General features: G+C 61.4%; 13 protein-coding genes. 8 read left to right on the top strand and 5 right to left on the bottom strand.

Annotated features, from left to right (window positions below):
* Positions 1-11 precede the first annotated feature (11 nt).
* Entirely contained in the window at positions 12-887 is an 876-nt protein-coding gene (locus ACOI8A_RS15445; protein ID WP_420647108.1) for an alpha/beta hydrolase, read from the top strand.
* On the opposite strand, the gene ACOI8A_RS15440 is transcribed toward ACOI8A_RS15445, so the two are convergent.
* Together ACOI8A_RS15440 and ACOI8A_RS15435 are read right to left on the bottom strand one after the other, a co-directional pair.
* The gene (locus ACOI8A_RS15440; RefSeq protein ID WP_420647109.1) at positions 881-2,230 is read right to left on the bottom strand and encodes an MATE family efflux transporter; all 1,350 of its coding nucleotides are present in this window, start codon (positions 2,228-2,230) and stop codon (positions 881-883) included. The genes ACOI8A_RS15445 and ACOI8A_RS15440 overlap by 7 nt on opposite strands.
* A gap of 241 nt (positions 2,231-2,471) precedes the next feature.
* Positions 2,472-2,765: a hypothetical protein gene (locus tag ACOI8A_RS15435; protein ID WP_420647110.1), complete on the bottom strand. Its 294-nt coding sequence runs from the start codon at positions 2,763-2,765 to the stop codon at positions 2,472-2,474.
* Between the two features lie 179 nt (positions 2,766-2,944).
* On the opposite strand from ACOI8A_RS15435, the gene ACOI8A_RS15430 reads away from it, so the two are divergent.
* The 5 genes from ACOI8A_RS15430 to ACOI8A_RS15410 all read left to right on the top strand — a co-directional run bounded on the left by ACOI8A_RS15430 (position 2,945) and on the right by ACOI8A_RS15410 (position 7,273).
* Entirely contained in the window at positions 2,945-3,247 is a 303-nt protein-coding gene (locus ACOI8A_RS15430; protein WP_007951009.1) for a MazG-like family protein, read from the top strand.
* Positions 3,247-3,996, top strand: a complete 750-nt coding sequence (locus ACOI8A_RS15425; protein WP_420647111.1) for a methyltransferase — start codon at positions 3,247-3,249, stop codon at positions 3,994-3,996. The genes ACOI8A_RS15430 and ACOI8A_RS15425 overlap by 1 nt, the downstream gene beginning before the upstream one ends.
* Before the next feature lie 12 nt (positions 3,997-4,008).
* Positions 4,009-4,635: a DUF4136 domain-containing protein gene (locus ACOI8A_RS15420; protein ID WP_420647112.1), complete on the top strand. Its 627-nt coding sequence runs from the start codon at positions 4,009-4,011 to the stop codon at positions 4,633-4,635.
* 27 nt (positions 4,636-4,662) lie between these two features.
* Positions 4,663-5,217, top strand: coding sequence for a DUF4136 domain-containing protein (locus ACOI8A_RS15415; protein WP_420647113.1), 555 nt, complete (start codon positions 4,663-4,665; stop codon positions 5,215-5,217).
* A 73-nt stretch (positions 5,218-5,290) separates the two neighbouring features.
* Positions 5,291-7,273: a pilus assembly protein TadG-related protein gene (locus tag ACOI8A_RS15410; RefSeq protein WP_420647114.1), complete on the top strand. Its 1,983-nt coding sequence runs from the start codon at positions 5,291-5,293 to the stop codon at positions 7,271-7,273.
* Here the strand turns inward: ACOI8A_RS15410 and ACOI8A_RS15405 are convergent.
* A complete protein-coding gene (locus ACOI8A_RS15405; RefSeq protein ID WP_420647115.1) occupies positions 7,243-10,008 on the bottom strand; it encodes an ATP-binding protein in 2,766 nt (921 codons plus the stop codon). The genes ACOI8A_RS15410 and ACOI8A_RS15405 overlap by 31 nt on opposite strands.
* Complete coding sequence (locus tag ACOI8A_RS15400) at positions 10,005-10,445, bottom strand: TadE/TadG family type IV pilus assembly protein (protein WP_420647116.1); 441 nt, start codon at positions 10,443-10,445, stop codon at positions 10,005-10,007. Before ACOI8A_RS15400 ends, ACOI8A_RS15405 begins: the two co-directional genes overlap by 4 nt.
* A 75-nt stretch (positions 10,446-10,520) precedes the next feature.
* Here ACOI8A_RS15400 and ACOI8A_RS15395 point away from each other — a divergent pair, with 75 nt between their 5' ends.
* On the top strand, positions 10,521-10,991 hold the full coding sequence (locus ACOI8A_RS15395; protein ID WP_420647117.1) for an A24 family peptidase: 471 nt from the start codon (positions 10,521-10,523) through the stop codon (positions 10,989-10,991).
* A 91-nt stretch (positions 10,992-11,082) separates the two neighbouring features.
* Complete coding sequence (locus tag ACOI8A_RS15390; protein ID WP_420647118.1) at positions 11,083-11,877, top strand: response regulator transcription factor; 795 nt, start codon at positions 11,083-11,085, stop codon at positions 11,875-11,877.
* A gap of 493 nt (positions 11,878-12,370) precedes the next feature.
* Here ACOI8A_RS15390 and ACOI8A_RS15385 read toward each other — a convergent pair whose 3' ends face one another.
* On the bottom strand, positions 12,371-12,649 hold the full coding sequence (locus ACOI8A_RS15385; RefSeq protein WP_420647119.1) for a DUF3613 domain-containing protein: 279 nt from the start codon (positions 12,647-12,649) through the stop codon (positions 12,371-12,373).
* Between the last annotated feature and the right edge of the window lie 4 nt (positions 12,650-12,653).

Below are 12,653 nucleotides of genomic sequence, written 5' to 3'. Positions count from 1 at the left end.
GCGAGGCGCGCATGGCACATTCTTTACGGCAGTGGTTTGGCGTGATTGGCGGCGCGTTGTTACTGATGCTGCTCAGTGCCTGCTCGCCGCTGAAAATCCTCAATGGCCTGACACCGCAGGACACTTTCAGCAAGACCGCGGGCATTGCTTATGGCAATGACCCGCGGCAGAAACTCGATGTCTACGTGCCGCATCACGCGCCCAAAGATGCGCCAGTGCTGGTGTTTTTCTACGGTGGCAGCTGGAACAGCGGCGACCGCGAGGACTACAGTTTTGTCGGCGAGGCGCTGGCGTCGCGCGGCATCGTCGCGGTGATTGCGGATTATCGCTTGTATCCGCAGGTGCGTTATCCGCTGTTTCTTGAGGACGGGGCCAAAGCCGTGGCTTGGACCAAAGCGCACATTCAGGGATTTTCCGGCGACCCGCAGCGCGTATATCTGATGGGCCATAGCTCCGGCGCCTACAACGCAGCGATGCTGGCGCTTGATCCGCAGTTGTTGGGCAAGGTCGGAATGTCGCCGAAAGAGCTACGCGGCTGGATCGGTCTGGCCGGGCCCTACGATTTTCTGCCGATCAAGAATCCCGATGTGCGCCCGGTGTTCTTCTGGCCGGATTCACCGCCGCAGTCGCAACCGATCAACCACGTCAGCCGCGCGGCACCGCCAGCGCTGCTGATCGCCGCTAGTGAGGATGAGTTGGTCGACCCGATGCGCAACACCGGCGGCATGGCGCGCAAACTGCGCGAGGCCGGGGTGCCGGTGCGCGAGTTGTATTACTCGCGGCCCAGCCACATAACGCTGGTGGCGACTCTGTCGCGACCGTTACGCCAGTTGGCGCCGGTATTCGATCAAGTGGTTTCGTTCATCAAGCACACGCCGACTCAGTGAGCGGTGCCGCTGAACCAGCCGTCGTCACGCCGCAGCCATAGCGCCAGAGCGCCGAGGGTCAGGCTGCGCAGGACCATGAACAACAGGAAGGTAATCCACAGTCCGTGGTTGCCCAGATCCTTGAGCGCCCAGGCGATCGGCAGCAACAACACGACAGTCAGAAGCATCCCATTGCGCATTTCTCGCGCACGAGTGGCGCCGATGAACAGACCATCGAGCAGGTAGCTCCAGACCGCGATCAACGGCAGCACCGCGAGATACGGCAAATAGATGAACGCGGTATCACGCACGCTCTGGATGTCGGTCTGCATCTCGATGAACAAATGCCCGGCGCACAGGAACAGCGCGGCAAAACCCAGACTCGCCAGCAACGACCAGCCTCCCGCCACCACCAGTGAACGCCGCAGCGCCAGCCGATCACGCGCGCCGATGGCATGGCCGCACAAGGCTTCGACCGCATGCGCCAGTCCGTCCAGCGCGTGCGCGGTCAGCAGCAGGCCGTTGAGCAGCAGCGCATTGGCCGCAACCGTCGCATCACCGAGTCGCGCGCCTTGTACGGTGATCAGGAAAAACACCGATTGCAGCGCCAGGCTGCGAATGAAGATATCGCGATTGACCGCCAACAGCGGGCGCCAGCTCTGCCACAACTTCAGCGCGGCCCAGGCGATGTGCCCGGGATAGGCGCGCAAGGCTTTGCGGGTCAGTAGCAAACCGACCAGCGCGCCGCTCCATTCAGCAATCACCGAAGCGCGGGCCGAGCCAACCACGCCCCAGTCCAGACCCATGACGAACCATAGATTGAGGACGATGTTGATCAGATTGGTACTGAGCAGAATCGCCAGCGGCGCCCGGGCGTTCTGGGTGCCGAGGAACCATCCGACCAACGCATAACTGGCCAGCGCTGCGGGCAAGCCGAACAGGCGCGTGTGGAAGAAGTCGCGGGTCAGTTGATCGAGCTCTGCCGACGGCTGCATGAAGTGCAGGGCCACGCCGCTCAGCGGTACGCCCAGGGTGCCGAGCAGCAACGACAGTCCCAACGCCAGCAGCAAGCCTTGCAACAGAATCTGCCGCAACGCCGCGCCATCACTGCGCCCGGCGGCTTGCGCGGCAAACCCGGTGGTGCCCATGCGCAGAAAACCCATGGCCCAGGCCAGAAAGGTATACAGGCTGGCGCCCACCGCCACCGCGCCCAATTGATGGGCGTGGGGCAGGTGGCCGATGACGGTGCTGTCGACCAGCGCCACCAGCGGCACGGAAATGTTGGAAAGAATCATCGGCGCGGCAAGCGCCCAGACCCGGCGATGGGTCGGGCGGTCGCGCCAGTCGGTGATCAGGTTGGGCATGCGGGCTCCTTGGGAGCGAGCATTGTAGCGATTCACTTGGGAAATGCTTTGGCTGTGAAATCCAACCCCCTCACCCCAGCCCTCTCCCCCCAAGGGGGCGAGGGGGAAAGGGGGCCGATCTCGATCAGGGTGGCGATTTATATTCAACCGGAAAATTTCAGGTCGATGTAACCCGAGAGACACTTCGGTCAGTCCCCTCTCCCACCGGGAGAGGGCTAGGGTGAGGGGCTCTTCAAAACGACTAATGAATAATCCAGCTCAACAACCACAACCCCAGCAACAACCAGATAATCCCCGCAATAATCGAAGCATTCATGAACGCCCGAATTGCCGACCACAACAGCATCAGCCCGACGATCAACGCGATGATGCTGATGATCGATGTGTCCATCCCCAGCGTCTTCGACAATCCGTCGACAAAGTTGCTGCCGGCATTACTCAGCAGATTGAACAGCCCGCTGAGGCCATCAACAATAAAGCGGATAACCGAACCAAGTGCCTGGCCGAGCCATTCGAAAAAGCTTTCTACCTGCATGTGAGCATCCTGAAATTGGGCAATGAGCCTTGGGCCGCAGCGGCGGCGGCTGTAGGAGCTGCCGAAGGCTGCGATCTTTTGATCTTTTGATTTTGAAGCATCGCAGTCTACGCGAGCTCCTACAACCCCTTGCCTTCCCCCCGCATCCCCCCGAAGCTATACGCCTTCAGGAGAGCCCGATGAACCTTGTTGAACTGACCGAACGCCTGCACGCCATTCGCGACCGCAATGACTGGCGGCAATTTCACAGCCCGAAAAACCTCGCCATGGCCGCCAGTGTGGAAATGTCCGAGCTGGTGGAAATCTTCCAGTGGCTGACTGAAGACCAGTCGCGCCAGTTGCCGGCAGACAAACTCGCCCACGCCGGGCAGGAAGTCGGCGACATCGTTTTGTATCTGTTACTGCTGTGCAGCGAGTTGGGGTTGGACATGAATGAAGTGGTGCGCAGCAAACTCGCCGACAGCGAACGGCGGTTCAGCTGATGAGCGACCGTCATTTCGATCAGTTGGCCACCCGTTTCGCCGAAAAAATCTACGGCGGGGCCAAAGGCGCAATCCGCCTCGCCGTGTTGCAAGCCGACCTCGCCGAAGCCTTGCCGGATCGCCCGTTGCGCGTGCTGGATATCGGCGGCGGTCTCGGCCACATGTCGCTGTGGCTGGCCGAGCGTGGGCACGACGTGACTTTCACCGAGCCGGCCGAACCGATGCTCGAAGGCGCGCGCCAGCGGTTCGCCGACGCCGGGCAGACTGCAACGTTCATTCAGGCGCCGTGGCAGGAACTGCTCGGCCAACTCACCGAACCCTATGACCTGGTGATCTGCCACGCGGTGCTCGAATGGCTCGCTGAACCGCACGCGATTCTGCCGGTGCTGCACCAACTGACCAAGCCCGGCGGCTGGCTGTCGCTGGCGTTCTACAACCGCGATGCGCTGATTTACCGCAATCTGCTCAAAGGCCATTTCAAGAAAATGCGCAAGAACGACATGGCTGGCGAGAAGCAGAGCCTGACCCCGCAGCAGCCACTCGATCCGCGTGAATTGGCAACGCAACTCGCAGGGTTGTGGCAGGTCGAAAGCCAAAGCGGGGTGCGGGTTTTCCACGATTACATGCCGGTGGAGTTCCAGAACCGCGTCGAACTGGCGGATTTGCTGGAGATGGAGCTCGCTCACCGTCGCCACCCAAGCTTCGCCGGGCTTGGGCGTTACTTGCACTGGATCTGCCGGCCGATCTGATCGGAGCGCGAAATGAAAGCTCATGCTGGATTGTTGCTGATCTGTCTGGGGTTGGCTGCCTGCCAGGGCAGCAACCCTTATGTCGCGCAGTCCCGGCCATTGCCGCCGGCACCGCCGCAAGCCGCCAACACCTTCGACCGCAGCGCCTACCCGGCACCGCCCCGCGATTACGGGCGCTACCGCAGCTGGGCGTGGCTCAACGGACGCATGCCGCCGGGCACGGCGTGGGCGGATTCGGCGCAAGTCGCCGAGGCGGTCAGCAGTGCCCTCGATCAACGCGGCTTGCGCCCGCTGCATGACAATCGTCCGGCCGACCTGTTCGTCAGCGCCAACCTGCGGCTGGAAACCCGTATGCGTCAGGTGCAGGACGATTACGGTTACGGCGGCGGGTACTACGGCGGCGGTTATGGCGGCTATGATCGTTATGGCCGCGGTTACGGCATGTACAACTCGGTGCCGATCGTGCGCACTTACCAAGAGCAGGTCGTGGTGGTGCAGGTCGATCTGTTCGATGCCGGCACCGGCCAGCCGGTCTGGAGTTCGAGCGCTGAAACCGCCAACAAGGGCAGCCAGACTGATCGTACCGATGCGATTCGTGAGGCTGTGGAAAAGGCTATGTCGGCGTATCCTCCGAGTTAGCTTCCCGCCTGTGAGTGGAGAAAAACCATGTTCCGCCGTCTCGCTCTACTGGTAATGGCCGCGCTGCTCAGCGCTTGCGCCTCCAACCAGGTCAATCACGACTTCGACGCCAGCCGCGACTTTGCTGCGTATCGCAGCTGGAGCTGGAAAGACCCCGCCCTGCAATATCGCCCCGACGATCCGCGGATCAAGAGTGATCTGACCGAACAACGCATCCGTCAGGCCGTGGCCGATCAACTCGACCAGCGCGGTTTGCGCCCGGCAACCAACGGCGCCAAGGCGGATCTGAATGTGCAGACCTACCTGATCGTCGAGGATCGCCAGCAACAGGTGACCACCAACTACGGCGGCTGGGGCGGTCCATGGAACGGCTACTACGGCGCGCCGATGTACAACGAAACCCGCAACATCACCTACAAAGTCGCGACCATTCAGGTCGACCTGCTCGACGGCAAGGACGGCAAACTGGTATGGCGCGGCAGCGATGAACAGATCATGAGCAGCACGCCGAACCCTGCGGATCGCAGCAATGCCGTTCGCGAAACGGTGGGGCGGATTCTCGCGAACTACCCACCGCGTTAATTCGCAACCGTGTCTACACTCAACTGCACCAACGGAGGTAGCGCTCGGCTGTGCGCCGGCAAAGGAGTGCGCGATGTCGCCTGGTTTTCGATTCTGCGGCCCGGCTCGGCAACGTGGGGCGATCGGTTTGACCGCCGCGCTGACCCTCGGCATGGCCCTGATGTTCATCCTTGTGGTGGTCGACAGCGGCCGTTTGTACCTGGAAAAACGCAACCTGCAACGCGTCGCGGACGTGGCCGCTCTGGAAGCCGCGACCCGTGGCGGCAATTGCAGCGCCGGCGCCACGGCCAATGCTTACGCCCTCGCCAGTGTCATCCGCAACGGCTTTGCGATTCCCAGTGCTGGCCGTACGTTGGCCGTGGCTTGCGGCGCACTGACGCTGGATGCGAGTAACTTCCGCGTGTTCACCGCCAACGCCGCCAGCACTCAGGCAATCCGCGTGGTGGTCACCCATGCGGTGACGCAAAGTTTCGCCGGCGGCATCGGCGCGCTTTTCGGCGGGGCAGGCCGCGGAGCAACCGTCACCCTCAGCGCCACCGCCGTCGCCGCGTTGCCGCCGCCGCTCGCCTCGTTGACCATTCGCAGCACCGCGCTGAGTGTCGATACAGCCAAATCCGCCGCGCTGAACGCGTTGTTCGGCGGATTGCTCGGCGGCAATCTCAACCTCAGCGCCGTGAGCTGGAACGGCATGGTCAACACCAACATCAATCTGCTGGGCTATCTGGACCGGTTGAAGGTCGATATCGGCCTGAGTGCCGGCGGCTACGATCAAGTGCTCGGTAACACCATCGCCGTCAGCCAGTTGATCCAGACTGCGATCAACGTCCTCGACCCCAACGGCACGCTCGGCGCCACGGCGACCATCATCGGCTTGCAGGCGATCAAAGCCGCGGCCGGTGCGACGCAAGTGGTGCTGGGCAAATTGCTGAATGTGCAGGCCGGCACTCAGGCCTCGGCGCTGGCGGTGGACCTGAAAGTTTTCGACCTGATCGAAGGCTTCGTGCAACTGGCCAACAAGCAGAACGGCCTGGTGGCCAACCTGCCGATCAACCTCGCCGGCCTGGCGCAGATCACCGCGCGCGTGCAGGTGCTGGAACCGCCACAACTGTCGGCGATCGGTGATCCACGGCTGGCCGCGCAAAACCCCTTGGGACCCAACCGGATCTATGTGAAAACCGCGCAGGTACGCACACTGTTGTCGATCAACCTGCCGATCCTCGATTCGATCCTGAACCTGGTCAATGCGGTCACTGACCTGGCGGCACCGTTGACCAACACCCTCAATGCCCTGTTGCATCTGAATCTGGTCGGCGTGATCGATTCTCTGGGTTGCGCTCTTGGCGCGCCGTGCGAGACGCCTTCGATTGTCCTGCTGCCGGGGCCGATACGCCTCGACGTGGCGCTGGATGTGGCGGCGGCCAATAGTTATGTCACGGCGTTCAGTTGCCTGACCCCGACCAACAAAACCCTGACCACCAACACCACAACCGCCGTGGCCAATCTGCGCATCGGCAATATCGATCCCGCCACCGCGTTCGGCAACAACACCACTCCGCCGAATATCGTGGTGCAGCCGTTGAAGATCATCGACATCGGAGTGAAGACTTGCCGACGCTTTCTGATCCTGCCGGTCAGTTGCGATCCGCGCATCCCCAGCGTGGGTGGCGGCCTGGATATTTCCGCCGACACCACCATCGGCCAGAACGCCAATACGCCGCACGTGTACTCCGCGCCGCCTGCCGCCAGCCTGCCGGAAATCAATCAGGCGCCGTTCTACTACTCGTTCAGCACCACTAATGTGGTCAGCAGCCTGGGTGACACCTTGAGCAATATCAATCTCAACATGCACGGGCCGACCGGCAGTCTGGTCGGTGGGCTGGGGGCGATTCTGACCACGGTGAAAAACCTGCTGGTGACCGCGATCAACACCGTGCTCGGGCCGTTGCTGGATACCTTGATCAATACCTTGCTGGTCAGCTTGGGTATCGACCTGAACAAGGTTGAGGTCGGCGCCAACCTCAGTTGTCAGTCGGGTCGGGCGACGCTGGTGATTTGATCATCGACGGCCATCGGCAACTCGATACAGAACCGCGCACCGTCGTCGCCGTTGCGCACGCTCAGACGTCCGCCCATGTTTTCGACGATGCCGTAACTCACCGACAAGCCGAGACCGGTGCCGACGCCCACCGGTTTGGTGGTGAAGAACGGCTCGAAAATCCGCTCCAGCAAGCGCGGATCGATGCCGCCGCCATTGTCCTCGACCCACAGACGTACGACGTGCTCGTCATGTTCGGCGCGCACACCGATCCATGGCTGGAAGTCGCGATTCGCCTCGCGTTTGCTCAGCAGCGCGTCGCGCGCATTGACCATCAGGTTGATCAGCACTTGCTCGAGTTGATCGACGTAACCGCGAACCTGCACCTGAAAATTCGCTTCACTGACGCGCAGCTCGACACCTTTGCCACGCAGTCCCTCGGACAGCAGCGACAGGGTGCCTTCAATCGCATCGAGGGGATTGAACGGCTGCTGTTCGATTTCCGAACGCCGGCCAAACACGCGCATGTGATCGACCACCCGCGCCGCTCTTTGCACTTGAGCGTCGATGCGGTTGAGCTTGTCGGTCAGGTAGTCGATCTCCACCTCGCCTCTGCCCAGGCGTTTGAGCACGTTGACGATGGCCATGCGCATCACGTTCAGCGGCTGATTGATTTCGTGGGCCAGCCCGGTGGCCATCTCGCCGAGGGTGGCCATTTTCGCGCTCTGGGTCAGTTGCTGTTGCGAGCGCCGCACTTCCGTGTTGTCGCGGCCCACCGCCTGTATTTCAAGCAAGCGACCCTGTTTGTCGAATATCCCGCGATCCGCCCAGATCCACCAGGCATGTTCGCGACCCGGCAGCCGCAGACTGATTTCGGCGCTGCTCACCGGCACTTCCGGCGTGAGTTGCGCAAGGCGCTGGACGAATGCTTCGCGCTGCTCGTCCGACATCCAGCTGCCCAGATTGACCCCCGGCAATTGTTCCGGCGCGCATTCCAGATACGCCGCCAATGGCCGGTTGCCGAAGGTCAGAGTCAGATCCGGGTAGTATCGACAGATCATCGCCGGTGAGTCCTCTACCAGAATCCGGTAGCGTTCCTCACTGGTCTTGATTTGCTCGGCGGCGAGGGTGGCTTCGGTGACGTCCAGCCACAGCCCGACGGCTTCCACCGGCAGCCCGAGGTCGTCACGCAGCAGCTTGGCCTCATCCAGCAACCAGTGCGCCTGCCCCTGGGCATCGAGCACGCGATAGCGTGCGCTCACTGAACCTTCGCGCAGCAGTTGCCGCGTGCGCTCGAAGTAGCGCGCACGATCATCCGGGTGCACGTGCTCGACCAGCGCACCATCCACGCAATCGGCAAGACTCCAGCCCAGCAGCGGTTGCAAGCTGGCGCTGAAAAAACTCGGTTGCAGTGCACCTTCGACATAGCGCTGCACATAGATCACCGCCGGTGAACTGGCGATCAGGTTGTCCAGCCGCGCATGGGCGGCGGCGGCTTGCTGTTGCTGATTCTTGATGTCGCTGATATCCAGCATGAAGCCGACCAGGCGCCGCTCGGCGCCAATCCCCAACGACTGGCCCTGCACGCGATACCACAATGCCTGCGGCTGCTCGGTGCGTTGCAGGCGCACACACAATTCCAGCGCCAGCCCTTCGTCCTGCAAGGCTTGCAGACGACTGCGCAACTCCTCGCGGTCGGCCGGATGCACGTGGGTGAACCAGTCCTGAACCGGCAGTCGAGCGGTGCTCAGGCCAAGATTCTCGGCGAGGGCGGGGGCGAGCAAAACTTCGCTGCTGTCGTGGAACAATTCCCACCAACCGGTGCCGAGCAGGCTTTGCAGAATCTCCAGACGTTGTTGCTGCAGATGATGTTGATGTTCGCGCAGCCGCTCCAGCAGCGGCGCGGCCACGGCAGCTGCCAGTTGCAGCCAGTCCTGGTCGCTCAGATCTGCCGCATGTTGCTGCGCATCGAAGCATCCGCAGAGCAACCACGCGGCCACGCCGTGAGCATCGCGGTAGGGCGTGGCCAAGCCTTCGCTGAGGCCGAATACGCCGCTCAGCAGGTGATGCTCGCCCGGCAGCACGCGTTGTGGTGCCGCGCCGTTCAAGCTATCGAGTCCGCTGCCCAGACGTTGCGCCGGGCGCCACAACTGCGGCGCCTCAGGCGCATGGTAATGCTGATGAATCTGCCAGCTCAGGGACTGCTCATCGAGCAACGCTACCGCCATGCAGGGAATGTGCAGTTGCTGACTCAGGCGCTGCAACTGCTCGCCGAGTACCTCCGGCAAACGCGCGAAGCTGCATAGACTCAGTTGATCGCGGATCTGCCCGGCCAGCCATTGGCATTGTTCGCGACTGCGCGCCTGTCGCCGTTCGTCCAGCAGGTCGCCGATGTCCAGCAGTTGCAGAAGCCAGCCGCGCGCCTGCGGTTGCACCCAGCCACGCAGGTGCAGGGGCGGGCCGGCGAGGCTGAAAAAATCCAGATCGAGCGACTGCCCCTGCCACTCGGCGGGCCGGCCTTCGACCGCAAGATTGCTGTGCGGCAGCAGATAATCCAGCAGATGCGCGTTGCCGGCAGCCGCCAGCGGTTGCGCAAGCAGATGGCGCAATGGCCCGGTCAAGTGCATGACCTCGCCGCCGTCATTCAGATGCAGCTGCAAACCGACACTCTGCACGCCCGGGACGTCCACAAGCTCGGCGGGTGTGGACGGTTGACGGTTGAGCAAACGGTCGAACAGCTTGTCACCGGCACTCAAAATTGCAGGCTCGAACTGGCAGTGAGATTGGCCGGCAGACGTGGCACTGCGCCGATGCCGGGCAGCACCAGAAACGGCAGCGCCTGATTGAGCTTGCTGGTCGGGTAATTGATGCGCACCGTCAGCAAGCCGCCGACATACGTCACGCTGGCGTCGGTAGTCGCATTGAAATTCAACGACGCAGGCAACCACGCCAGGCGACGGGCCAGCTCGGTTCTGGCGACTGTCTGGACGGCGGTTGCGTAGTCGGCGGTCGATGGATCCAGCGCCACACTGCGACGCACGGCTTCCGAGGTCGATTGGGTGAACGCCTGCATCAGCAGCATCGGCAGGCTGTAGCTGACGATTCCGTAGAACACCGCGAAGAAGATCACGAATACCAGCGCGAACTCGATCGCGACGGCACCTTTTTGTTTGCGCGGGAGGGCGGTTTTCATGAGTGCGTCTACCCTGACTATCACTACGTAATGTCAGCATAGAATCATTCAGCCAAAACGGACGTTTTTTACCGGATGCACAGCTTTGTCCTCTTGCTCTGGCTGACGCTTTGCGCGGCACAGGACGCCCGCGAACGCCATATCGGCAATAGCCTGACGCTGGGCATTGGCGGGTTGGCGTTGATTTATCTGCTGGTCACCGGCAGCACCTGGCTGGGCGCCAACGCTGCACAGGCTGCCTGGGCCGTGCTGTTGGCGTTGGCATTGACGTTACCCGGTTACGCGTTGCGCCGATTGGGCGGCGGCGATGTGAAATTAATGACAGCACTGGCTCTCGCGACGGACGGTCAACACCTGCTCGGCGCCTTTATCGGCGCCGCGCTGGCGAGTGCAGTGTGGATGCTGCTTGTGCCAAAACTCTGGCTGCATGCAAGTCAACGGCTTAGAGAACATTTACGAAATTTCAGCCCTGAACTGTCAAAAAAGCTGCCATTTGCGCCGTTCGTGCTGATTGGCACGCTCCTGACTGTGTTGTGGATCCATTAGTCGCCAGTCGCCACTACTGCTATGTACATAGTCGGAAAGTACGTCTACTTTCAAATGAGCAGTTATACAGCTATCGACTGGCAGTACAGGAATGGTCAGCTTTGGCCTGGGCATGGAGTGGCAAGTGAACAAGCTTACGTCGGCAGTAAAAGTCTTGGTGGTCGACGATCAACCGTTGATCGTCGAGGAACTGTGTGAATTTCTGGAAAGCAGCGGTTATCGCTGCGTCCCTTGCGAATCCAGCAAGCAGGCTATCGAGCGTTTCAGCGAAGACGCAACGATTGGTCTGGTGCTGTGCGATCTGCATATGCCGGACATGGACGGCATCGAGCTGGTGCAGGCGTTGCAGCGCCTGGCCGGTAAACAGCGGGTGTTCGAGGCGATCATGCTCACTGGTCGCGCTGACAAGCAGGACGTGATCAAGGCGTTGCGTGCGGGGATTGCCGACTATTACCAGAAACCGGTCAATCTGGATGAATTGCTCGAAGGCTTGCAGCGTCAGGAAGTGGTGTTGCAGGAGCGGCACAAGACTTTGCAATTAGGACACTTGAATCAGAAGCTGCAGGATCTTTCGTCGTCGATCGATGATTTGTATCAGGACCTGGACAAGGTTCGGCGCGGGCCTGCGCCTTCCGAACAAGTGCAGGGTGAGGTTGGTGAGATGCCGGCGATCTTTGCGCAGTTGTCGCCGCGTCAGCTGGATGTGGCGCGGTTGGTGGGCAAGGGGCAGACCAATTATCAGATTGCCTGTGAGTTGGGGATTACCGAGAACACGGTGAAGTTGTATGTGTCGCAGGTTTTGCGTTTGACGCATATGCATAACCGGACGCAGTTGGCTTTGGCTTTGTCGCCTTCTTCGGCTCGGCAGCGGGTTACGGCGCATTAGACTCGGCGGCTTTTGGGGTTTTGGGTGTATATCCGTTGCTGCGGGTGTTGCGGCTGACGGTTTCGCCCTGACGGTCGACTCCCTTTGGCAGACGCCCCAAAGGAAGCAAAGGTCTTTACCCTGACGTTCGGCCCGCTCGCTTAGGCTCGGGGTTCCTTCGCTCCGGGATTCATCCGGGGGCATCGCCTCCGGTTTGCTGCGCTGCACCTCCTCTCGATGTGTTCGACTTCGTCGAACGGCGCTGCGCGCCCACCCCGGATGAATCCCTCCACTCAGCCTGCCGATGGGCGCTTGAGATCAAGAGCTGCAGCCGAGCTAACGCTCATCCTGTTGAGTGGTTTAAGGGCAAAATCTGAGCAGGCTTGTGCTGTTCAAAACCTGAGTTCGGCTCGGCAATTCAGGTCGATGTAATTTGTTTGAGCAACTCGGTCAGTCCCCTCTCCCTCCGGGAGAGGGTTAGGGTGAGGGGCTTTTGACTGAAGCGTAATCTTCGTTAACCCCCCGAGCCGCTATCCACTTCCCCACCCTGATCCTGATCAAAAAACTCCGGAATCTCATGCGTATAGCTCTTCAACCAGCGCTGCATGCTCAGCTCGCGCTCGGTTGGTGTGCTGGTCTGCGGTTTGGGTGAGGCGACTTTGTTGCGGCTTTGCAGCAGTAGCCAGCCTTCGGTTTCCTGTTGTTGCGCGGAGGCGGGGCCGGCGTCGATGGCGTGGGCGGTCAGGGGCAGGGGCAGGGTGAGCAGGGTGAGACAGAGCGCGGCGGCTTTCATGGCG

Source organism: Pseudomonas sp. P4795, assembly GCF_048822895.1.
GTDB lineage: Bacteria > Pseudomonadota > Gammaproteobacteria > Pseudomonadales > Pseudomonadaceae > Aquipseudomonas.
Note: the sequence above shows the minus strand (reverse complement) of the source record. Positions and strands in the feature narration are given on the sequence as shown.